We start from the raw sequence: 21,874 nt of genomic DNA on the forward strand, positions 1-21,874 counted from the left end.
CTGCTTACGCGCCATCTTTTTTTATTCTGAAAACAAATCCATTTGCATCGGAGCCAAACCTTGAAACTCAACTTGGAGCGCCTTTTGTAAATGTTTCGCATTATCAGCCGCATCGCCGCCGCTGTTATTATTAAAAATCACGACAACTTCTTTGGACAATTTTTGTAAATGTTCCACGTATTTTGCCCATTCGTTAATTTCTTCCTCATTATAACGGTAAAGTGTCCGAACTTCGCGCCATTCTGGACTGCTTGCTTTCATCCAACCATACTGATTCCGGCCGTGAAGCCGCACTAATGTCATATCGCTATTCGTCTCACGCAGTACAATCGGCACGCTCCCAGAACCAACTTGCGGTTCATCAACGACCGTATGAACAAAACCTAATTCTCGCAGCAACTCCAGTGTTTTCTCGGTGTTTTGCTCGTTATACCAAGAATTATTACGAAATTCAATCGCCACAGGCAAATCGCCCATTTTCGAGGCAATATATTTTAAATAAGCCACATTTTCTTTCGTACAATTAAAATAAGGCGGAAATTGAAATAAAATCGCCTGTAGTTTTCCCGTTTCACTTATCGGCGCAATCATATCCATATAAGCCGTGTACATCGCATTTTCACTATCAAAATACTGCGACCATTCCTTATGTTTCGTCATCGCCGAAAATGCTTTAATCACAAAACGAAATTCATCCGGAGTTTGCGCCGCCCAGTTTGCCGTTGTCCTCGGAGAAGGAATCGCATAAAAGCTCGTATCAACCTCCACCACAGGAAAATGTGCCGCATAATCAGCTAATGTTAATTTTTTCGTTTGCAATAAAGAATCATGATCACTCCACCCAGTTAACCCGATTGTTACCATCAACTGCCACCCTCTCTATCGTTATGATTTATATTTATTATAACGCAAAAAGGAGGGAGAATCTTTTAATTTGGTTGTTGCTTTACCTTGGATATTTTATGTTTTATACTTTAATTAAAAAAAGGAGAAAACAGATGAAAAGGCTTATTATAATGACTTCAGTTTTTTTTGGAACGCTATTAATTTGTTCCGCCTTTACTGGTAGGAAACCTTTTGATGGATCAGATATATCTTTAATGGCCGGATTTTCTATTTTTATACTATCTTACTTTATTGCTGGCTTTTTAAGTCGAAAGAAAAATAGCTAAAATTAAATGTAAATAAAAAACCCTTCAACCACAGACCTGTAGTTGAAGGGGTTTTTATTATATTAACCAATCGAGCCTTCCATTTCAAACTTAATCAAACGGTTCATCTCAACGGCATATTCCATTGGTAATTCTTTCGTAAATGGTTCAATGAAGCCCATAACGATCATTTCTGTCGCTTCTTCTTCGCTTAAACCACGGCTCATTAGATAGAAAAGTTGTTCCTCGGATACTTTGGAAACTTTGGCTTCGTGTTCTAATGAGATGTTGCTGTTTAGGATTTCGTTGTACGGGATTGTGTCCGATGTGGACAAGTTATCCATAATCAGCGTATCACATTCGATATTCGAACGTGCGCCGTCTGCATTACGACCAAAATGAACAATTCCGCGATACGTTACGTTTCCGCCTTGTTTCGAAATCGACTTCGATACAATCGTAGAGGACGTATTCGGCGCATAGTGCATCATTTTCGCTCCGGCATCTTGACGTTGGCCTTTACCAGCAATCGCGATAGAAAGCGTTGTTCCACGTGCTCCTTCGCCTCGTAAATGTACTGCTGGGTATTTCATTGTTAATTTCGAACCAATGTTACCATCAATCCATTCCATTGTCGCATTTTCTTCACAGAAAGTACGTTTTGTTACTAGGTTATACACGTTATTTGCCCAGTTTTGGATGGTTGTGTAACGGCAGTAAGCGCCTGGTTTTACAATGATTTCCACGACAGCTGAGTGAAGGGAATTCGTAGTATAAACGGGAGCAGTACAGCCTTCCACGTAGTTTACGCTGGCATTTTCGTCCACGATAATTAACGTCCGTTCAAACTGACCCATGTTTTCCGAGTTAATACGGAAGTAGGCTTGCAGTGGCGTATCTACTTTGACGCCTGGTGGTACGTAGATAAATGAGCCACCTGACCAAACAGCCGAGTTTAATGCTGCGAATTTGTTGTCGCTTGGTGGAATTACTTTTGCGAAATATTCTTTGAAAATATCTTCGTTTTCTTTTAACGCGGAATCGGTATCTTTGAAGACAATCCCTAAATCTTCTAGATCTTGCTTCATATTGTGATAAACTACTTCGGATTCGTACTGTGCAGATGCACCAGCCAAGTATTTTTGTTCAGCTTCAGGAATACCGAGTTTATCAAAAGTACGTTTAATTTCTTCAGGAACTTCATCCCAAGAACGTACGGTTTGTTCAGACGGTTTCACGTAGTAAGTGATGTCTTCAAACTTCAGTTCTGACAGATCGCCACCCCAAGTCGGCATTGGCATTTTATAAAATTGCTCTAAAGACTTCAAACGGAATTCTAGCATCCATTCTGGTTCTTCTTTAATATTCGAAATTTCTCTTACTACTTTTTCTGTTAATCCGCGTTCTGTACGGAACACAGAGGTATCTTTGTCATGGAATCCATATTGGTATTCGCCAATTTCTGGAATTTCAGTCATGTCGTATCCTCCTTTTCGCTACTTATTTTGTTCCTTCTTTTTCAAAAATCGCTCTCTCCATTGCTTTCCAAGAAAGGGTCGCACATTTGATTCTTGCTGGGAATTTCGCAACTCCAGCAAGTGCCTCAACGTCGCCGTATTCATCAATCGTTTCATGGTCATGACCTTGCACCATTTCTGAAAATTCTCGGGACATTTTTAGTGCTTCTTTCTCAGTTTTACCAATAATGCTTTGCGTCATCATCGAAGCAGAGGCCATCGAGATTGAACAGCCGCTACCTGTGAATTTTGCCGCAACGATTTTATCACCGTCCATTTTTAAATGAAGATGAATTTGATCACCGCATGTTGGGTTGTTGAGGTCGATTGTTACATCGCTATCTGGGAGCTCTCCATTATTGCGCGGATTTTTATAGTGATCCATAATGACTTGTCTATAAAGCTGATCTAATTTCCGGCTTGTCATAATCCAAAATACTCCTTTGTTAACTTGAGGCCATCTATAAGCACATCAATTTCTTCTTTTGTATTATAAATATAAAAGCTTGCGCGAGCTGTGGAAGAAACGTCCAGCCATTTCATCAACGGTTGTGCACAGTGATGCCCAGCTCGAATTGCAATTCCGTCTTCGTCCAAAATAGTCGCAATATCGTGTGGATGCGCGCCTTCTAAATTGAAAGTCACTAAGCCACAACGTTTACTCGCATCATTTGGTCCGTAAATAGTAATGCCTTCGATTTTGCTCATTTCTTCTATCGCGTAGCTGGCTAATACTTGTTCATGTGCATGAATATTGTTGAGTCCAACTTCCGCCAAGTAATCAATCGCCGCACCTAGCGCAATCGCTCCGCCAATAATTGGTGTTCCGGCTTCGAATTTCCAAGGTAGTTCTTTCCAAGTCGAATCATATAATTCTACAAAATCAATCATTTCTCCGCCAAATTCGGTAGGCTCCATCGCATCTAGTAATTCACGTTTGCCATACAAGGCGCCAATGCCAGTAGGAGCCATCATTTTGTGCCCTGAAAAAGCATAAAAGTCAGCATCTAAATCTACTACATCGACTTCCATGTGCGGTACAGCTTGTGCACCGTCAACGAGAATAACTGCTCCAAATTGATGAGCAATAGCTGCGATTTCCTTAATTGGCGTGATAGTCCCGAGTACATTAGAAACATGAGCTAATGCAACGATTTTCGTTTTCTCGCCAATCGTTTTTTTCGCTTGTTCCACTGAAATCGTGCCATCTTCTTCTAATTCAATATATTTCAAAACCGCACCTTTGCGTTTAGCTAGTTGTTGCCATGGAATCAAATTAGAATGGTGCTCTAGATAAGAAATAACTATCTCATCACCAGCTTCAATATTTGCTTCACCGTAACTATCTACAACTAAATTAATCGCTGAAGTAGTACCTCTTGTAAAAATAATTTCTGCTACTTCACGCGCATGAATAAACTTGGCTACTTTACCTCGAGCTGATTCATAAGCATCCGTCGCTCTTGCCGCAAGCGTATGCACACCTCGGTGAACGTTCGCATTATCAAACTCATAGTAATGGGTTAAAGCTTCAATAACTTGTTTCGGCTTTTGTGAGGTGGCAGCATTATCTAAATAGGCTAGCGGTTTTTCATTTATTTCTTGAGCTAAAATAGGAAAATCCGCCCGAATTTTTTGGATATCAATCATTTAGCGCACTTTCCCTTCGATTACTTCACGAAGCATCGTTTTCACACTTTCGATTGGTAACTGACGAACAACAGGGTCTAAGAAGCCATGAATAACTAATCTTTCTGCTTCTTTTTGAGAAATCCCGCGACTCATCAAATAGAATAATTGTAGTGGATCAACGCGTCCAACAGAAGCCGCATGCCCTGCAACTACGTCATTTTCATCAATTAATAAAATTGGGTTCGCATCACCGCGCGCTTCAGGACTAAGCATCAGTACACGTGATTCTTGTTGTGCATCTGACTTAGAAGCACCATGTTTAATGTGACCAATTCCGTTAAAAATAGTTGTTGCTCTTTCTTTCATAACACCATGAGATAAAATCGTACCGTTAGAAGCTTTTCCGTAATGTGTCACGCGCGTTGTCACGTTTTGTGTTTGCTTACCGCGACCAACTGTCACTGTTTTCACATCAGCAGAAGAGCCGTCACCCATTAGATTTGTTATGTTCTCATTGATTGTATCGCCATCATTCATCAGACCAAGCGCCCATTCAATTTGGCTGTCTGTTCCAATGTGTCCACGACGGTTCACATATGTCGTAACGCCACTTGCAAGATTATCTACACCGCCAAAAGTAATACGCGCATTTTTTTCCGCGATTACTTCTTCCACAATGCTAACAATCCCTTTAGGCGCGTTATCTACCGTTACGTAGTTTTCCACATAAGTGACTGCGCTATTATCATCCGCCACAAGCAACACATGGTTAACAAGTGGAGATTCTGCTTTTTCTTGAATGAAAACAGCTTGAATTGGCGCTTTCACTTCAACATTTTTAGGAACATAAAGGAAAATCCCGCCGTTCACTAGTGCCGCATGAAAAGCAGTCAGTTTGTGCTCATTCACTTGAACTGCATCTTTCATGAAATATTTTTTCACAAGTTCAGGATGATTTTTCACAGCGGAAATAATATCTGTGAAAATAACACCTTGGTCAACTAGTTCTTGTTGCAACTGAAGTCTCGCAGGTCTTTCATCCATTTGAACGTAAAAATTGGCTTCTTTATTATCTAAATCAACTAAATTCGCTACTTTTTCGGGTAAAGTTTCATTCGTCACGCCTTCTTTAAAAGGTATAAACGTCTCAAACTTTGTGAAATTCCAGCGAGTAATTTTTGTTTTATCCACAAAAGGCAAGTCCAGTTCCCCGTAAGCTTTAAAAGCATTGCGACGGATATCTAAAAACCAATCCGGTTCATTCGCATTACTTGAAAAAGCGTGGATAAAATCATCTTTAATCGTCATATTTTCTGCCATGATTTTAACCTCACTTCCTTATTGTTGGTCTACTGCTTCTTCTTCCTCAAGTTCAATACCAAGCTCTTGTTTAATCCAGTCATAACCTTCCGCTTCTAAACGTTTCGCAAGTTCAGGTCCGCCTTCTTTTACAACTTTACCTTGCATCATTACGTGAACAAAATCTGGTGTAATGTAGTTAAGTAAACGTTGGTAATGGGTAATAATCAAGCAACCGAATCCTTCGCCGCGCATTTCATTTACACCTTTGGAGACAACTTTAAGCGCATCGATATCAAGACCGGAGTCAATTTCATCTAAAATCGCTAATTTTGGCTCAATCATTAATAATTGCAGAATTTCATTACGTTTTTTCTCTCCGCCTGAAAATCCTTCATTTAAATAACGTTCCGCCATTTCTTCGTCCATATCTAAAATATCCATTTTTGCATCTAGTTTGCGGATAAATTGCATTACTGGAATTTCATCGCCTTCTTCGCGGCGGCTGTTGATGGCTGCACGAATGAACTCAGCGTTTGTAACACCACTAATTTCACTTGGATATTGCATCGCTAAGAAAAGACCAGCACGAGCGCGTTCGTCTACTTCCATTTCGAGTACATCTTCCCCGTCAAGCGTGATTGTTCCTTGTGTTACTTCATATTTTGGATGCCCCATAATAGCTGAGGACAACGTAGATTTACCTGTTCCGTTTGGTCCCATGATAGCATGGATTTCGCCAGTTGAAATTTCCAGGTTAACACCCTTCAAAATTTCTTTTCCTTCTATTTCAACATGTAAATCTTGAATCTTTAAAGTTGCCATAAAAAAAGTCCTCCCTAGTGTAAAATTTGCATAATCCTAGTTTAGTATAATTCTAATCTGATTACAACTATAAAAACCAGTATTCTTCGCATTCTCCCCTTCATTCTACTATTAATAAAGGTTTTTTACCAGTTTTCTAGTATTATCACTGTTTCTATTTTATTTGAGAATCTATCCCTAAAAAAATACAACCTGTCATACCAATAAATGAAAGGGATTTTTCATCCTAAAAAAGGGATTGTATATCTTATTTATATATGGTATTGTTGTAACGTAACAAAATTGCAACATAATAACTTTTTTGTAATAAACGATTACTTATTGAAGGAGAATTTAAAATATGAAGAAAGCAATAATGGCTGCGACCATCTTTGTATTGCTTTTAGCAACCTTATCCGGGTGTAGCTCCCCCAAGTCCGACTTCACTGCTGCCTTGCAAAAAACAGCTAAAAACCGACAATATACGACAAATGTAACATTCCAAGTAAATGACCTTTCAGAAGGTTATATGAACAAGTTTGTTACTGGAATTGACTTAAACCAACTTAAAAAATCGAACATTCAATATAAAATTTCTGTTGACAGTGATTCTTCCTCTTCTTACAGTGCGTCTTCCATCCACTGGAAAGGAGAAAAACCATTTGATTTGACAATACATGCACTACAAAACAGCGACGACGGGAAAGCTTATATCCCTGTAGCTGACTTCTATGATGCAACGGATAACATCTCCAGTTTATTACCAGCATCTACAGCCAAAATTTTCAATCAAGTGCTTGAACAAAACAAAAACTTAGAATCAAAATATTTAAATCTATTCGAAACAATTCAAAACTTTTCCAATCAAACAATTGATACAGAAACCGTAGACCGCCAAGCAAAAGAATTAAAGAAAATAGAAGAAACTGCTGGCATTACGATTTACAGCTATTTAAACGATTTAGACGATAAGCACTTCACTTCTAAAGACAATGACGACATCGTTCTAAAATTATCTAAAAATGAAGTGAGCGATTTAGTAAATGATGTTCTCACAGAGCTTGACGATCAAGAGAATGTGGTAGCACTAATCGCTGAAATTGATGGTAGTACCCAAAAAGCAGCCAAGAAAAAGTGGAATACTGCACGAAAAAACATTCAAGCATCCTTCAAAAAACTAAGCAATAACGATGCTCAAACGTTAGATTTTAACTTAACCTTAACTCCTGATAGCAAAAAAGGATTCAGTAAAGCGATTATCACTACTAATTTTGAAGATACAAACACAAAAGACTTAATGAAATTCACAACAACGATTGATATGCTTGATTACGAGAAAGTTCCTCCAATGCCAGAAGGAAATGAAATTGTTTCCAAAAAAGAACTGGATAGAGCCATTTCTGATGGCCTGAAATTATATTTAAGTAGCGCTCAATAAAAAAATCCTTTTACCAAATCGGTAAAAGGATTTTTTCTATTTTATTTATCCACTGGAACAACAGCGCCGTCCCATTCTTTTGTAATATAATCTTGAATTTCTTTTGAGTGTAGTACTTTTACTAGCTCTTTAATGTTTTTATCATCTTTTTTCTTTTCTGTTGTTACAACGATATTTGCATAAGGAGAATCTTTACTTTCGATTGCAATAGCATCTTTAGAAGGGTTTAAGCCTTGGTCGACAACAAAGTTAGAGTTGATCGCTACAACATCGCCTTCTTCGTTATTATAAGCAGTCATCAAGTAAGCTGGGTCAAAATCGTATTTGAATTTCAAATTTTTCGGATTGTCTTTAATATCATCAAATGTGGCATCTTGTGGTTTCACGCCGTCTTTCAACGTTAATAGTCCGTTATCCACAAAAATACCAATGACACGCGGCCAGTCAGATTTTGAGTTAGAAAGCAATACTTGCGCGCCATCTTTTAAATCTTTAATGTCTTTTACTTTTTTGGAGTAGATGCCCATTGGTTCAATGTGTATTGCGCCAACATCAGCAAATTTGTAACCTTTTTCTTTTTCTTCTAGTTCAAGATATGGTTTATGTTGGAAGTAGTTAGCATCTAAGTCGCCTTCTTCTAGGGCTTTATTAGGCATAACATAATCTGTATATTTAACAATTTTCAAGTCAATCCCTTTGTCTTTCAAAATCGGTTTTGCTTGTTCTAAGATTTGGGCATGTGGTGTATTGGACGCACCCACTACCAACTGTTTATCGTCTTTACTAGATGAAGCTTTATCTGAGGAGCTACCGCAAGCTGTAAGTACTAAAACTAAACTTAATGTGAAAATGAAACCAAGAACCTTTTTCATGAAATTCTCTCCTTTTTTGCGGGGATTCCGCGTTTTTTTATATAAATTTCTTCATATACATTAGTTAGCGTTTGTCGGTTCGTTTTGTTAAGAAGTCACCGATAAACTGGAAAATAAAGACGATAATTAGGATAATAATTGTCGCAAGTACTGTTACATCAGGTTGTCCACGTTGGAATCCTTCAAGATAGGCAGTATTCCCAAGGCCACCTGCGCCAATGACACCAGCCATTGCGGTAAAACCAACGAGCGAAATTGCTGTCACTGTGATACCGGAAATAATCGCTGGAAGTGCTTCTGGAATGAGTACTTTGCCAATAATCGTAAACATATTCGCTCCCATGGATTTGGCTGCCTCGATAACTCCTTTGTCCACTTCACGAAAGGCAATTTCTACCATCCGACCATAGAACGGAGCAGCAGAGATAATCAATGCTGGAAGTGCCGCTTTTGGTCCGATTACTGTTCCGACAAGCGATTTCGTCATCGGTAAAAGTAGTACAATCAAAATAATAAAAGGAATGGAGCGGAACACATTAACTAAAATGGCTGTGATCCAGTAAAGAATGCGTGCTCCGGCATGTTTTTTGTTGTTAGTTAAAAATAGCAATAATCCTAACACAATCCCGAGTAAAAAAACCGCAAATAATGAAACAAGCGTCATATATAATGTTTCTTGTGTTGCGACCCACATCATTTGAAAATCAACATTTGGAAATAATTCTTGTAATTTCGTCATCGTTCTAACACTTCCGTTTCTACTTTAAGTTGACGTAGCTGTGTTAGACTCGCATTTATCGCATCTTCTGTACCTAAAACTTGTACATAAAGCGTTCCATATGCGCCGTTTTGCGTTTGCGTTAAGTTCCCGTGGAGAACGTTTAGCATAACATCATTTTCTTTGGCTACTTGAGATATGACTGGTTGAGTTGCATTTTCACTCATAAAGAGTAATTTAACAATTTGTCCTTCTGCGTAATTATCGAGTAGTAGATGGATTAGTTCTTCTGTTTCGTCTGAATCAGTGACTTGGCGAACGAAGCGCTGCGTTACTTTTTCTTGCGGATGACGGAAAACATCTAAAACATCGCCGAGTTCGACAACTTTTCCGTTTTCCATTACTGCTACGCGATTACATATTTTCCGGATAACGTGCATTTCATGGGTGATAACGATGATAGTTAAATGGAGGCGTTTGTTAATATCTAGGAGGAGTTCTAAAACTTCATCTGTAGTTTGTGGATCTAGCGCGGAAGTTGCTTCATCACAAAGCAATACTTTTGGGTTGTTGGCCAGTGCTCTTGCGATACCGACACGCTGTTTTTGACCACCGCTTAGTTCAGCTGGATAAGCATTTTCTTTTCCTTCCAAGCCAACAAGACGGATGAGTTCATTTACTCGAAAACGTCTTTTTTCACCACGTACACCGGCAATTTCTAACGGGAATGCGATATTTTCTGCTACTGTACGTGACCATAATAAATTAAAATGTTGAAAAATCATTCCAATTTGCTGACGAGCTTTTCTAAGCTTACTACCGCGAATCTGGCTAATAAGCAAATTGTCTACTTCCACCGTCCCGGCACTTGGTAGTTCCAGTCCGTTGAACATCCGAATCAGCGTACTTTTACCAGCTCCAGAATATCCAACTACTCCAAAAATCTCGCCTTGTTCAATTTCTAAATCGACATGGTCGACTGCGAGAACTTTGTTATTTCTGGATGTGTATTCTTTTACAACGTTTTGTAACGTAATCATCTCTATCACCTTTTCTACATTCTGATATACAAAAAAGCCTTTCTGCTAATGAGCAGAAAGGCAGCATTTTTTCAAATGGACTAGCTTTCTTCTCATCTTTCAGAACAATAAGTTGTTCTGCATGACTTAGCACCTTAAACACATAATGAATTATTGTTTAGGTTGCTGGGTTTCACAGGGCATTTCCCTCCACCACTCTGGATAAGATTTCTACATATTATTAAATCACTTCATTTGTGACTATAGTGACGTTTCTTGTTTTTTCATATTACCTTGTCTAGTAGACTTTGTCAATAACTTTCTTACTTAAATCAATTTATTTGTAAGTTATTTCACTAAGGATACTACTGTTTGTCTGTTCAACCTGATTAGCCATTTGAGAGGCTATTTTAATTTGGGCCTTTTTTTGATATTTCAGTTCGCTGTTATTTATTTGCACTATGTACATAAATACCGCAATAACCGTGATACAAGCAACAACAATTAAAACAATATGTTTTTTCATTTTCCTCTCCTCCGTGATTTATATTCTACTGAAAGAACATAAATCACGCGGAAAGAAACTTTTAAGAATTGTTAAAGATTAAATTAGCGGTAGTTTGACGATAAAACTGGTTTGGCGTTTTTTGCTTTCAGCTGTAACAATTCCGCCGTGTTTTTCGACGATAGACTTAGCAATCGCAAGCCCTAAGCCAGTACCTGTTGTGGTCCGATTTTTATCTACTTTATAAAAACGTTCAAACAGGTATGGTAAGTCCACATTTGGTATTTCTTCACCGTAATTCGTTACGCGCACAACGGCCATATTATCTTCTTTTTTTGCACTGACATCAATTTGTTTATTGCCTTCTCCGTATCTAAGGGCGTTCGAAAATAAATTTTCAAACAAGCGCATAATTTGGTTACCATCGCCGCCAATAATTAGTTTATTCGCATCAAAATGTTCGACAATCTGCATATTACGTTCCGCAGCTCGTCCGTCGTATTCCGCCACTAATTGCCGGAGCAGCTCAATAATATCTAACTCATCTTTCTTTAATTGGTAATCCACGCTATCGAGTCTTGTATAAGAAAATAAATCATCAATCAGTTTGTGCAAATGACGCGCTTTCCCGTACACAAGCTCGGTGTAATAACGAAGCTCAATTTCATCACGATAACGATCTTCATGTATATAACTTAAATAACCTAAAATAGAAGTAAGCGGCGTTCGCAAATCATGCGAAACATTGGTAATTAAGTCATTTCGAGCTTGCTGGGCTTGTTCTTCTTGTTGCATTAATTTTTTCTGGCGTTCTCGCATATTTTCAATGTTGCGTTCCAGTTCTTGAATTTCCGGCACAAAACTTTCTGTATCAACCGGCTTCCCGTCATTTAGCGCAAAATTAATTGTACGCAGTTGTTTCTTCAAAATTCTTTGACGCATCAATCGATAGAAAAAAGCAAAGAATAGGCAAGCGATTAAAAAGATAATCAGAAATTTTAACGATAACATCCAAAAAGATTGCATGATTCGCGTATATTTATTCGTCCCAAATAATTGTACGATGGCCTGAGATACTTCTCGTAAAAATAAAGAATCATCCCGAATAGAAATACTCCATAAATAAATAGTTTGTACGGTAATTAAAGCCAAAACCCATGAAACAGCTGCAAAAAAAGTCGCCTGCCAAATATTCATCACATGGCTAATTTTCGTAAACAACAGTTCTAGTTTAGATTTCAATTTTGTACCCTACTCCCCAAATAGTCTTAATCACATTTTCTCCGCCCATCGCCTCACGCAATTTATCACGCAAATTACTAATATGGACCATTACTGTTTTACTCGCTCCAAGGGCTTTTTCTTGCCAAATTTTCTCAAAAATATATTCTGAACTAAAAACGCGACCTGGTTCATTCGCGAGTAAAAATAAAATATCAAATTCAGAAGTCGTCAAATGAAGCTCTTTTCCACCTACAGTTACCACGTGAAGTCCACGGTCAACTAAAATCGGTCCAATGATGACTTTATCTTGACTAACAGGCTCTGCTTGACTCATTTGTTGCATTCTTCTTAAAATAGCTTTCACACGTACAGAAAGCTCTAATGGGTTGAATGGTTTGACCATATAGTCATCGGCTCCTGTTAAAAGCCCCATGATTTTGTCGTTATCTTCAGCTTTTGCACTAAGCATTAAGATGGGAGTCAAAATCCCGTTATCTCTCATTAATCGGCATACTTCTAAACCGTTCATTTCAGGCATCATTATATCTAATATCACTAAAGTTGGCTGTTTTTCTTGTACTAAACGCCATACTTCCGCACCATCATAAGCTTGATAAATCGTATATCCTTCATTTTGTAAATATAATTTCACTAAATCAACAATTTCTTTATCATCATCCGCAATTAAAATAGAAGTTGTCATACTCATTGTCCTTTCCATTCTTATTTCTACCTATTGTAACACTTTAGCAACAAATCGAATAGAAAGAGCTTGGATTAAATTCGCGTGAAGACCCGTTCCTCTTCTGGCTCTAAGTGGATAAGAACTTCTGCTTTCGAATAAAAATTCATAATTTCTGCTTCAATTTCGTCACATAGCGAATGCGCACTTTCAATTGTCATTGAGGAAGATACGACTAAATGAAAATCAATGTATTCTTCCGCTCCTGCACGTCTTGAACGAAAATCATGAAATTCAATAAATTTTGTTTTATGCGTCAAAATGATTTGCTTAATTGCTTCTTCTTCGTCCGCAGACAAGCGTTTGTCCATTAATGGCGGAAAAGACTCTTTTAATAATTTATACGCCTCATACATAATGTAAAATGCTGTTAAAATGGCGATGACAGGATCTAACCAAAGCCATCCTGTTATGTATACAAGGAACAAACTAAGCGCAATTCCAAGCGATGTAAACACATCGGTATATAAATGTAATGCATTAGATTTCATGGCAACTGAATTAGCTTCATTGGCCGCTTTTTTGATAATACGAGACACAATAATATTCACGATAGCACCGAAAAGCATAACCATAATACCAAGCGCTGGAAAACGAATTTCGTGAGGATTTACAAGTTTATTAACCGATTCAACAATAATCCAAATCCCCGCTACAAATATAAGTAAAGTTTCAATAGTTCCCGCAATATTCTCTGCTTTTCCATGTCCATATGGATGGTCTTCATCGGCCGGTTGATTAGAAATTCGAATCGAGAAGAAAGTGATGATTGAGGCAAATAAGTCCATCGACGAGTGAATCCCTTCCGAAATCACTGCCACGGAACCTGTAAAAAAGCCGACAATCAATTTAAGTACAACAATAACAAAATTACTACAAACAGATAAAATAGTAAGATTAGAATGGTTCATAGAAATGCCTCCGATATTTTATGTTTCACTAAAAATCTCTCTTTATAAAACACTATTTTAACAACTCGAATTATCTTACCACAAGCAGCAGAATTGTGTCTATAGCAACGTTTTTAGTTAAACGCAGTTCTATATCAGGGACGAAACTTTTTTGCGTTAAGGCAAAATTGAACACAGAAAAAATCCCTGTATCATTTGCTATACAGGAATTCAAAAATCGCCGTTGCATCATGTAATTGGTAACTTAAATCGACTGGTTGACCGTTCTTAAATTTAACTAGCGCTGGGACGGATGTAATTTCCATGCTTTGTGCTATCTCAGGCACATAATTCAAGTCTACTTTTCTGACTTCTGCGTGAAGCGAGTCCGCCTCCAAAACCACGTCCACTAGACGGCTTGCTATCTGGCAACTACCACACATCGGCGTAAAAAAGAAAACGACAAAATCCGCGCCCTTTTTTTGCGCTGTCTGCAAACTTTCTTTTTCCCAGATTTCCAGAAAAAACGCCTCCTATCAAAAAAAGCCAGCTTCGGTTATCCCAAGCCGGCCTCCTAAAAATTAATCTAATACTTTTTCGTAATCTTCACTTGATAAAAGAGCCTTCACATCGGCTTCTTCCACTTCTTCAAGTTTTAAAATCCAGCCTGTATCGTATGGATTGCTATTAATTAGTTCTGGCTCATCTTCTAATGTTTCGTTAACAGCAACTACTTTACCAGTTACTGGTGCGTAAAAATCAGATACTGTTTTTACAGATTCAATGCTACCGATGGAGTCGCCTTTTGTTACAGTGTCGCCAACCTCTGGCAATTCAACAAATACGATATCCCCTAATTGATCTTGCGCAAAGTCCGTAATCCCAATAACATAACTACCATCCTCTGCTTTCACCCATTCGTGTTCTTCTGTGTACAATAAGTCTTTTGGTAAACTCATTTTCAAAACTCCTCCTTTTTCATGCAATTATCTATATTGACTATTTCCAAGTTGCTTCAAATTCTTCTTCTTTGAAACCAAGCGTCACTTCTTTGCCGTTCGTAGTTAGTGGGCGTTTGATTAGCATACCGTCAGATGCAAGTAATTTATAAGCTTCTTCCGGCGAAAGAGCATCTAATTTATCTTTCAGACCAAGCTCGCGGTATTTAATACCACTTGTATTAAAGAAACGGCGGATAGGAAGCCCACTAGCCTCATGCCACTGTTGTAACTCTTCCGCAGTTGGTGTTTCTGTCTTAATATCTACTTCATTAAAATCAACATGCTCATTTTCAAGCCATGCTTTTGCTTTCTTACAGGTGCTACATTTTGGATACCAATAAAAATTAATCATTTTGCCTCTCCCTCCGATTGCATTCTATTACTATCATAGTGCATTTTTTATAAAAGTACAAATGGCAACGCTTAGAAAAAAACAGAGATTTTGAAAGCGTATTCATTCGCAGTTTTAAAAATACAAAAGTCATTTCCGACTTTTGTATTTTTATTTTAAGATGCGTGATTTTCTTCTTTCACTTCAAACATCGATTTCTTAAAGTTAAACCTTATCCCGAGAACTAGCCCAACTGCCATCATGTTCCCGAGCAGAGCACTACCACCGTAACTAATAAATGGAAGTGGGATACCTGTAATCGGCAATAAACCAATATTCATACCAACATTTTCCAGTACGTGAAACATTAACATCATGACAACACCCGTACAAATGTAAGAATAGAACGGTACGCCAACATCTAGCGCCACTCGAATAATTTGATAAATTAACAAGAAATAAATGGCGAGCAAGATACTTGCGCCAATAAAGCCATAATCCCCGGCTACAATCGTAAAAATAAAGTCATTGTGATTTTCTGGAATAGCGATGGCGTCATATCCCGCGCCGTTCCCAGAAATCTGTCCAGAACCAATCGCCGTTAAGGCTCGTAGTACTTGGTAACCTCCACCTTGAGGGTCATTCTCTGGATTAATCCATGTCGTAATCCGGTCAAATTGATATGGTTTAAAACCTAGACTCGTCAACCAATTTTGATGATAAATAACCATCCAAATCAGCGCCGTCCCAATTGCCGCAATAGATCCAAATAGTGGCACAATAATTTTCCATGTAATTCCGGAAACAAGAATCATTCCCGACATAATAGCAATAAACACAAGTGCCGTCCCTAAATCGGGTTGTAACATGATAAGAATAAGTGGTATTAACGTAAATAAGCCAATCTTCAAAAGTAACCAAGCATCATAACTAAAACGATGAACTTTATATGTTCGATTATGATCCCAAATCACTTTTGCTAAAACGACAATTAAGATGACCTTTACAACCTCGGATGGCTGAATGTTCCCTAAAAACGGAATAACAATCCAGCTCTTCGCTCCTTTTACTTCTCTCCCGAAAAGTAATACAAATACGAGCAAAAATAGACCTAGTCCATAAAAGTAATAAGCCCATTTCGTAAGCCTGTCATAATCTAGTTGCATCACAACAATAATGGCGAATGTCGACACGACAAACCACATGGCTTGTTTGACAACAAAGTTAGCATCATATTGATTATTTGTTAATTGCGCACTATAAATGGACACCAAACTGATTATCATAAGTAACATCATTGATAGAACAATCCCGTAATCAATGCGTCCAGCTAGTTTATTTTGTTGATTCATTATTTAATTACTCCTTACTGGTTGGTTTGTATAAACAAAAACGAACGCTTTCTCCCAAACAGTTTAAAAAAGAAAATCAGAAACGATTTCCTTTCCCTAAGTTAACTTCTGGAGCATTATATCTCGCCGATAACACGAGTCCAAGTGCCATAAATGCGCCAAGAAGTGAGCTTCCCCCATAACTGACAAAAAGTAGCGGAATACCGGTAATTGGAAGAAGACCAATTGTCATCCCGATATTTTCTAAAACGTGAAATAAAATCATCGAGCAAACACCTGCACAAATATACGAGTAAAAAGGAATATTTATATCTAAAGCTACTCGAATTATTTGGTAAATCAGTAAAAAGTATAACATAATAAGCACACAGCCACCAATGAAACCGAAATTCCCACCGATAATAGAAAAAATAAAATCATTATGGTTTTCCGGAATCGCAATAGCTTGATTACCGATTCCATTTCCTTGTAACTGCCCAGAACCAATCGCTTGCATTGAACGAAGTAACTGCATTCCGTCGCCAAGCGGATCCTCTTCCGGCCTTAACCAAGAAGTGATACGTTTAAATTGGTATGGTTTAAAGCCTAATTTTTGTAAGAAGGCCTGATTGTACATCACTAAATAGATTAAAGTCCCACCAATAAGTGCGATTGAACTGAAAACTGGTAACAAAATTTTCCAAGTGACGCCACTAAGAAATACCATACCAACAATAATAGCAATAAATACTAAAATCGTTCCGAGGTCCGGTTGAAGTGCTACAAGACCAAGCGGAAGAATAGAAACAATACCTATTTTTAAAAGTAACTGCATATCTAAACTTACGGTATGTATTTTATATTTTTTATTATGATCCCAAATGACTTTCGCAAGTGCTAAAATCAAAAAACTTTTCATTAATTCTGATGGTTGCAGACTCCCAAGCGATCCGATACTAATCCAACTTTTGGATCCTTTTCGCTCATCACCAACGATGAGTACAAGCACTAGCAACAAGTTGCCGATTCCATAAAGATAGTACGCCGCCCATTGCAGCTTATCATAATCGAAAAAAAGTACAATAACAATAACTACACCAGTAGAAATAACAATCCAAATAGATTGTTGCAACAAGAAATTATTTGTATATTGGTCGTTTACAAGTCCAGCAACATAAATCGCCACAAGACCAATAACACAAAGCAACATCATTAAAAATATAATCGAATAGTCTACTCGAACTGCTTTTTTTCTATTTCTAGCCATTGTTTTCCGTCCTTTTGTGTTTGAATTTAAATGTAAAAAGGCTGCTATTCTTAAAAAGAGCAACAGCCTTCATCTATTATAATAAAGTTTACCTTGGATAGGAAGCTTTTTCACCAAATTCTAATCTTCTTTCTGTTTTCTTTAATATTCAAAACGAGTCGAAGCAAGTGGATGAATATGTTGCTTCCCATCTTTTTCGGTAATATCCGCTGTAATATGGAAAACATCACGAAGCAGCTCTGTCGTGAAAACTTCTCTAGGCGAGCCATCTTTGACTAATTGTCCATTTTCGCATACAAAAACATGGTCACTGTAAATTGCCGCCTGATTTAAATCATGTAAAACGAGCACGATAGTTAATTTATATTCTTTATTTAAATGCACGAGTAAATCTAACAATTCTAGTTGATGCGCAATATCTAAATAAGTAGTTGGCTCATCTAATAATAAAATAGGCGTTTTTTGCGCAAGAGCCATTGCCAGCCACGCGCGTTGTCGTTCCCCGCCTGATAACGAATGTAGTGGGCGATAAGCTAATTCTTCTAAGTTACACACTTTAATAGCCCAGTGAATGACCGCCTCGTCCTCTTCTTGCAAAGTAGAGAGCCAGCTTCGGTGCGGCAAACGACCATACGCTACTAAATCATGCACCATCACATCTACCAAACCTTCTGGAGCTTGTGATAACATCGTCATTTTTTTCGCTAATTCTTTCGATGGGATTTCAGTAATGTTTTTATCATTTAAGAAAACCTCCCCGCTATCCGGTGTCAAAAGGCGCATCATCAAACGCAGCATAGTCGATTTCCCCGAGCCGTTTGGACCGATAAGCGTAGTGATTTTCCCTTCTGGAATGCTCGCGTTCACGTTTTTCATTTCAAAATCTCTTTTACGTGAGAAAGAAACATTTTTTAGTTCTAATGCTGAATTCATGAAGCTACCCTCCCTCTTTGAAGTAAGAATAAGAAGAATGGTGCGCCTATCATCGCAAGCAGGATTCCAACAGGAAGTTCAATGGAACCAAACCAACTTCTAGCCGCCGTATCAGCAAAACCAACTAATAAAGCCCCGCCAAGTGCGGAAAGCGGTAGTAAATATTTATAGTCATTCCCGATAATTAGACGAAAAATATGTGGCACAACAAGCCCAACAAAGCCTATAAGTCCAGCTACACTAACCGCCACACCGCTTAGAAAAGCTGCCAACATTATAATGAAAAAGCGATGTCGTTCCACAGAAAAGCCAAGTAATTTCGCAGCATCGTCCCCTAGTAGCAATACATTAGAAGAACGAATCGCAAAACCACTTAAAACAAATCCAACCAGCATATACGGCCAAATCATATCCAAATGATACCAGCTTTTCCCAGAAAGCGTTCCTGTCATCCAAGAAATAACACTTTGGACCCGGTTGCTATAAAGTACCATAACTCCAGAAGTCATTGCGCCAATAAAAGCATTAATAGCAACACCAGATAAAATGACACGTAATGGGGAAACGCCACGATCCCATGCTAATAAATAAATTAAAATGGCCGTACCAAAAGCACCTAAAAATGCGCCAATTGGAACAAAAGAAGCCAAAGCAGGAAATGCTAATGTCATTAAAATGGCCACAAAACCGCCACCCGCTGAAACCCCAATTACACCTGGATCTGCTAATGGATTTCGCATAACACCTTGCAATAAGCAGCCAGCAATTGCCAGTGCCGCTCCTACTAAGAAAGCAATTAATAACCGCGGCAATCGCAAGTTCCAAATCAATTGGTTCGCCAGGTCACTCCCGCCACCAGTCAAAGTTTGCCAAGCGTCACTATATGTAATTTTCACGGACCCCGTTGTCAGTCCGTAGAAAAAAGCTAAAATAAGTAAAACGATTACTACAATAAAAGTTATCCGTCTACGTTTTCGCCGCGGATCATGCGCCTTCACAGTTGTCATTAGTTATCCACCTTATTTATCTCATCTGTCATATAATCCAATGCTTGATCAATTTTAATTCCAGGATTTGTTCCGAATAGCTCTGCCGGAAGTACGACAATATGATCATTTTTAACGGCGCTTGTTGAATTCCAAGCTTCATTTTGTTTCATTTCTTTCTTGAATGCTGCTTCTGTTTCTTTTTCGTCCCCGCCATGAATCATTAAGAAAATCACTTCCGGGTCAGCTGCAACAATTTTTTCTACGTTCATCGAAGCATATTGCGGAAAGTTTTCAACGCCTTTAAAATCTTTCGCTATATTTTCTCCGCCAGCAATTTCTAAAACATTTCCACTTAATGAGGACGGTAATGCCGCGTAATTACTTCCGGGAGCGCCTAGCACAAGTAATGAGCGTACTTTTTTACCTTGTTGTTTCTTCTTCACTTCCGCCACTTTTTGATCAATATTCGTTTCTAACTCTTTGGCTTTTGTTTCTTTACCTAAAAGCTCGCCAAGTACAGCAATTTGTTGTTTAATTTCATCAATTGAGTTAGCTCCGGTCAACACGACTTTTGGCCCGACACCTTCCATCGCAGGAACATCTTTTAAGTTTTGTTCTGAACTTGCGACAATAGCATCTGCACCAAGAGAGGCAATTTTTTCTAAATTCAAATCATGGGTATTGCCGACTTCTGTAGCTTTCTTCGCACCACTAGGAACACCACTCGCATCCGTTGTTTGGCGCCCTACCACCGTTCCACCAAGTGCATAGATAATATTCATATCCGCATTCGTCAGTGCGATAATTCGCTCTGGTTTTTTATCAAAAGAAACATCACGCCCGGCCATATCTGTTATTGTTAGAGCCGCTTGCGATTTATTTTCCGTTTTTGTTGTTTCATTATTTGTATCAGTTGCCGTATCATTTCCACACGATGCAAGGAGTAGTGCGGCTGTTATACTTAATGTCAATATAGTTATTTTCTTCATAATTCCCCTCCACAACACTGTCCTTTTCATTTTACTAAATTATAACACGATATTCAAAAAGACGAACCCCTAATTGAGAATTATTTTCATCTATATTCAAATAGTCGATATTTTTCTGCTGATACTTTATAATTAACTTAAGGAGGCGATGAAAAATGACTGATAATCTTTTTCCAAATCTAGCGCATGAAAATTGCAAAGAAACAATGCCCCCAGTCACGACCGAACAATTCAAAGAAGCAGCCATTCTCGAAAAGAATCGCAAACTCGAAGAAATCTTAAACATCGTTGATAAAAAGAAACCAAGTATTAAAAAATAACGAGGACCTGTTCGTGCAGGTTCTTTATTTTTCGTTTAATTCCGAGTTAACTCATAAGATAAGTTATATTTATTTTATTTCGCTTAAAAATCATGTATACTAGAAAAAAAGACACGTCAGGAGGCTCCTACATTGGCTATTTTAGAACTTAATTTCAAATCAGTTTGTTTAGCTATGCAAACAAGTGTAACGGTGATTTTGCCCGAAACAGATGCACTTTATCATGACTCGATTCCTAAATATAAAACATTATATATTCTTCACGGTTTGTCGAATAACCACACAACTTATGTACGCAATACGAATATCGAACGCTATGCCACTGAGAAAGGGCTCGCTGTCATTATGCCGGCAGCAGATCATAGCTTCTACTCTAACATGGTTCACGGTCGCGACTTTTTTGAGTTTGTTAGCACGGAACTGCCGCACGTCATGAAAAATTGGTTCCCACTTTCGGATAAAAAAGAAGATACATTCATAGCTGGTCATTCCATGGGAGGTTATGGTGCGTTCAAAGTTGCACTTACTTTTCCAGAAAAATTCCAAGCTGCGGCTAGTATGTCCGGCGTCATGGATATTAATTATATCATTAAAGAAGACTGCTTCGAAAATTTCAGCACACGTGCCATCACTGGAGAAATGACCAGCCAAACTGGTACGGAAAATGACTTATTCCACTTATTAGAAACTAATCTAACAAACAACGTGGAGTTACCAGCTCTTTTCCAAAATTGTGGTACAGAAGATTTTCTTTATGAAGACAATATTCGTTTCCGTGATTTTGCACTTGAGAGACATGCTCCACTAGAATACCGCGAAGGCCCCGGCGACCATGATTGGGAGTTTTGGGATAAGAGTATAAAAGAAATTATCGACTGGCTTCCACTTTCATAAAAAGAAGA

24 protein-coding genes and 1 riboswitch are annotated in these 21,874 nt (G+C 38.2%); of the genes, 3 read left to right on the top strand and 21 right to left on the bottom strand.

Annotation, left to right across the window (positions count from 1 at the left end; translation table 11 throughout):
* Positions 1–21 precede the first annotated feature (21 nt).
* From HRK21_RS03715 to sufC, 6 genes are all read right to left on the bottom strand, one after another.
* Positions 22–864 carry a DUF72 domain-containing protein gene (locus HRK21_RS03715; RefSeq protein ID WP_069888422.1) on the bottom strand — a complete coding sequence of 281 codons (843 nt, stop codon included), beginning with the start codon at positions 862–864 and terminating at the stop codon, positions 22–24.
* A 370-nt stretch (positions 865–1,234) separates the two neighbouring features.
* Positions 1,235–2,629, bottom strand: coding sequence for a Fe-S cluster assembly protein SufB (sufB, locus tag HRK21_RS03720; RefSeq protein ID WP_003739681.1), 1,395 nt, complete (start codon positions 2,627–2,629; stop codon positions 1,235–1,237).
* Between the two features lie 22 nt (positions 2,630–2,651).
* Entirely contained in the window at positions 2,652–3,095 is a 444-nt protein-coding gene (gene sufU, locus HRK21_RS03725) for a Fe-S cluster assembly sulfur transfer protein SufU (protein ID WP_003722439.1), read from the bottom strand.
* Positions 3,092–4,318 carry a cysteine desulfurase gene (locus tag HRK21_RS03730; RefSeq protein ID WP_070006507.1) on the bottom strand — a complete coding sequence of 409 codons (1,227 nt, stop codon included), beginning with the start codon at positions 4,316–4,318 and terminating at the stop codon, positions 3,092–3,094. The genes sufU and HRK21_RS03730 overlap by 4 nt, the downstream gene beginning before the upstream one ends.
* Positions 4,319–5,620, bottom strand: coding sequence for a Fe-S cluster assembly protein SufD (gene sufD, locus HRK21_RS03735; protein WP_070006508.1), 1,302 nt, complete (start codon positions 5,618–5,620; stop codon positions 4,319–4,321).
* Between the two features lie 18 nt (positions 5,621–5,638).
* On the bottom strand, positions 5,639–6,424 hold the full coding sequence (sufC, locus tag HRK21_RS03740; protein ID WP_003722442.1) for a Fe-S cluster assembly ATPase SufC: 786 nt from the start codon (positions 6,422–6,424) through the stop codon (positions 5,639–5,641).
* Positions 6,425–6,764: 340 nt separating this feature from the next.
* On the opposite strand from sufC, the gene HRK21_RS03745 reads away from it, so the two are divergent.
* On the top strand, positions 6,765–7,841 hold the full coding sequence (locus tag HRK21_RS03745) for an Lmo2079 family surface lipoprotein (RefSeq protein ID WP_069888418.1): 1,077 nt from the start codon (positions 6,765–6,767) through the stop codon (positions 7,839–7,841).
* A gap of 41 nt (positions 7,842–7,882) precedes the next feature.
* On the opposite strand, the gene HRK21_RS03750 is transcribed toward HRK21_RS03745, so the two are convergent.
* The 15 genes from HRK21_RS03750 to HRK21_RS03820 all read right to left on the bottom strand — a co-directional run bounded on the left by HRK21_RS03750 (position 7,883) and on the right by HRK21_RS03820 (position 20,652).
* Positions 7,883–8,713 (bottom strand): MetQ/NlpA family ABC transporter substrate-binding protein, encoded by an 831-nt coding sequence (locus HRK21_RS03750; protein WP_003739686.1) that lies wholly within the window; start codon positions 8,711–8,713, stop codon positions 7,883–7,885.
* A gap of 64 nt (positions 8,714–8,777) precedes the next feature.
* A complete protein-coding gene (locus tag HRK21_RS03755; protein WP_003725603.1) occupies positions 8,778–9,452 on the bottom strand; it encodes a methionine ABC transporter permease in 675 nt (224 codons plus the stop codon).
* Positions 9,449–10,471: a methionine ABC transporter ATP-binding protein gene (locus HRK21_RS03760; protein WP_069888417.1), complete on the bottom strand. Its 1,023-nt coding sequence runs from the start codon at positions 10,469–10,471 to the stop codon at positions 9,449–9,451. Before HRK21_RS03760 ends, HRK21_RS03755 begins: the two co-directional genes overlap by 4 nt.
* Before the next feature lie 89 nt (positions 10,472–10,560).
* A riboswitch (SAM riboswitch) is annotated at positions 10,561–10,679 on the bottom strand.
* A gap of 108 nt (positions 10,680–10,787) precedes the next feature.
* Positions 10,788–10,976, bottom strand: a complete 189-nt coding sequence (locus HRK21_RS03765; RefSeq protein WP_003737456.1) for a hypothetical protein — start codon at positions 10,974–10,976, stop codon at positions 10,788–10,790.
* Between the two features lie 78 nt (positions 10,977–11,054).
* Entirely contained in the window at positions 11,055–12,197 is a 1,143-nt protein-coding gene (gene cesK / locus HRK21_RS03770) for a histidine kinase CesK (RefSeq protein WP_003739688.1), read from the bottom strand.
* Positions 12,187–12,882 (bottom strand): response regulator CesR, encoded by a 696-nt coding sequence (gene cesR / locus HRK21_RS03775; RefSeq protein ID WP_070006558.1) that lies wholly within the window; start codon positions 12,880–12,882, stop codon positions 12,187–12,189. The genes cesK and cesR overlap by 11 nt, the downstream gene beginning before the upstream one ends.
* Before the next feature lie 74 nt (positions 12,883–12,956).
* Positions 12,957–13,832, bottom strand: a complete 876-nt coding sequence (locus HRK21_RS03780; RefSeq protein ID WP_003739690.1) for a cation diffusion facilitator family transporter — start codon at positions 13,830–13,832, stop codon at positions 12,957–12,959.
* A gap of 191 nt (positions 13,833–14,023) precedes the next feature.
* Entirely contained in the window at positions 14,024–14,308 is a 285-nt protein-coding gene (locus tag HRK21_RS03785) for a thioredoxin family protein (RefSeq protein ID WP_070006509.1), read from the bottom strand.
* Between the two features lie 84 nt (positions 14,309–14,392).
* A complete protein-coding gene (gene gcvH, locus HRK21_RS03790) occupies positions 14,393–14,770 on the bottom strand; it encodes a glycine cleavage system protein GcvH (protein WP_003739692.1) in 378 nt (125 codons plus the stop codon).
* Between the two features lie 40 nt (positions 14,771–14,810).
* On the bottom strand, positions 14,811–15,164 hold the full coding sequence (locus HRK21_RS03795; protein WP_069888414.1) for an arsenate reductase family protein: 354 nt from the start codon (positions 15,162–15,164) through the stop codon (positions 14,811–14,813).
* A 155-nt stretch (positions 15,165–15,319) separates the two neighbouring features.
* Positions 15,320–16,495: a rod shape-determining protein RodA gene (gene rodA, locus HRK21_RS03800; protein WP_003739694.1), complete on the bottom strand. Its 1,176-nt coding sequence runs from the start codon at positions 16,493–16,495 to the stop codon at positions 15,320–15,322.
* Positions 16,496–16,571: 76 nt separating this feature from the next.
* Positions 16,572–17,741: a rod shape-determining protein RodA gene (rodA, locus tag HRK21_RS03805; RefSeq protein WP_003739695.1), complete on the bottom strand. Its 1,170-nt coding sequence runs from the start codon at positions 17,739–17,741 to the stop codon at positions 16,572–16,574.
* Between the two features lie 141 nt (positions 17,742–17,882).
* Complete coding sequence (locus HRK21_RS03810; RefSeq protein ID WP_070006510.1) at positions 17,883–18,674, bottom strand: ABC transporter ATP-binding protein; 792 nt, start codon at positions 18,672–18,674, stop codon at positions 17,883–17,885.
* Positions 18,671–19,681, bottom strand: a complete 1,011-nt coding sequence (locus tag HRK21_RS03815) for a FecCD family ABC transporter permease (RefSeq protein WP_003739697.1) — start codon at positions 19,679–19,681, stop codon at positions 18,671–18,673. The genes HRK21_RS03810 and HRK21_RS03815 overlap by 4 nt, the downstream gene beginning before the upstream one ends.
* On the bottom strand, positions 19,681–20,652 hold the full coding sequence (locus tag HRK21_RS03820) for an ABC transporter substrate-binding protein (RefSeq protein WP_070006511.1): 972 nt from the start codon (positions 20,650–20,652) through the stop codon (positions 19,681–19,683). The genes HRK21_RS03815 and HRK21_RS03820 overlap by 1 nt, the downstream gene beginning before the upstream one ends.
* A 155-nt stretch (positions 20,653–20,807) precedes the next feature.
* On the opposite strand from HRK21_RS03820, the gene HRK21_RS03825 reads away from it, so the two are divergent.
* Complete coding sequence (locus HRK21_RS03825) at positions 20,808–20,972, top strand: hypothetical protein (RefSeq protein ID WP_003726488.1); 165 nt, start codon at positions 20,808–20,810, stop codon at positions 20,970–20,972.
* Positions 20,973–21,104: 132 nt separating this feature from the next.
* The gene (locus HRK21_RS03830) at positions 21,105–21,866 is read left to right on the top strand and encodes an alpha/beta hydrolase (RefSeq protein ID WP_070006512.1); all 762 of its coding nucleotides are present in this window, start codon (positions 21,105–21,107) and stop codon (positions 21,864–21,866) included.
* Positions 21,867–21,874: the final 8 nt, after the last annotated feature.

It is taken from the genome of Listeria monocytogenes (assembly GCF_013282665.1).
GTDB lineage: Bacteria > Bacillota > Bacilli > Lactobacillales > Listeriaceae > Listeria > Listeria monocytogenes_C.

Bases quoted from the DNA above. Each gene is read 5' to 3' on its own strand.
- HRK21_RS03765 (WP_003737456.1), bottom strand. From the start codon at position 10,976: ATGAAAAAACATATTGTTTTAATTGTTGTTGCTTGTATCACGGTTATT.
- sufB (WP_003739681.1), bottom strand. From the start codon at position 2,629: ATGACTGAAATTCCAGAAATTGGCGAATACCAATATGGATTCCATGAC.
- HRK21_RS03810 (WP_070006510.1), bottom strand. From the start codon at position 18,674: ATGAATTCAGCATTAGAACTAAAAAATGTTTCTTTCTCACGTAAAAGA.
- HRK21_RS03795 (WP_069888414.1), bottom strand. From the start codon at position 15,164: ATGATTAATTTTTATTGGTATCCAAAATGTAGCACCTGTAAGAAAGCA.
- sufC (WP_003722442.1), bottom strand. From the start codon at position 6,424: ATGGCAACTTTAAAGATTCAAGATTTACATGTTGAAATAGAAGGAAAA.
- HRK21_RS03780 (WP_003739690.1), bottom strand. From the start codon at position 13,832: ATGAACCATTCTAATCTTACTATTTTATCTGTTTGTAGTAATTTTGTT.
- HRK21_RS03750 (WP_003739686.1), bottom strand. From the start codon at position 8,713: ATGAAAAAGGTTCTTGGTTTCATTTTCACATTAAGTTTAGTTTTAGTA.
- HRK21_RS03760 (WP_069888417.1), bottom strand. From the start codon at position 10,471: ATGATTACGTTACAAAACGTTGTAAAAGAATACACATCCAGAAATAAC.
- HRK21_RS03730 (WP_070006507.1), bottom strand. From the start codon at position 4,318: ATGATTGATATCCAAAAAATTCGGGCGGATTTTCCTATTTTAGCTCAA.
- HRK21_RS03715 (WP_069888422.1), bottom strand. From the start codon at position 864: ATGGTAACAATCGGGTTAACTGGGTGGAGTGATCATGATTCTTTATTG.
- gcvH (WP_003739692.1), bottom strand. From the start codon at position 14,770: ATGAGTTTACCAAAAGACTTATTGTACACAGAAGAACACGAATGGGTG.
- HRK21_RS03745 (WP_069888418.1), top strand. From the start codon at position 6,765: ATGAAGAAAGCAATAATGGCTGCGACCATCTTTGTATTGCTTTTAGCA.
- HRK21_RS03755 (WP_003725603.1), bottom strand. From the start codon at position 9,452: ATGACGAAATTACAAGAATTATTTCCAAATGTTGATTTTCAAATGATG.
- HRK21_RS03825 (WP_003726488.1), top strand. From the start codon at position 20,808: ATGACTGATAATCTTTTTCCAAATCTAGCGCATGAAAATTGCAAAGAA.
- HRK21_RS03815 (WP_003739697.1), bottom strand. From the start codon at position 19,681: ATGACAACTGTGAAGGCGCATGATCCGCGGCGAAAACGTAGACGGATA.
- rodA (WP_003739694.1), bottom strand. From the start codon at position 16,495: ATGAATCAACAAAATAAACTAGCTGGACGCATTGATTACGGGATTGTT.
- sufU (WP_003722439.1), bottom strand. From the start codon at position 3,095: ATGACAAGCCGGAAATTAGATCAGCTTTATAGACAAGTCATTATGGAT.
- rodA (WP_003739695.1), bottom strand. From the start codon at position 17,741: ATGGCTAGAAATAGAAAAAAAGCAGTTCGAGTAGACTATTCGATTATA.
- cesR (WP_070006558.1), bottom strand. From the start codon at position 12,882: ATGACAACTTCTATTTTAATTGCGGATGATGATAAAGAAATTGTTGAT.
- sufD (WP_070006508.1), bottom strand. From the start codon at position 5,620: ATGGCAGAAAATATGACGATTAAAGATGATTTTATCCACGCTTTTTCA.
- HRK21_RS03820 (WP_070006511.1), bottom strand. From the start codon at position 20,652: ATGAAGAAAATAACTATATTGACATTAAGTATAACAGCCGCACTACTC.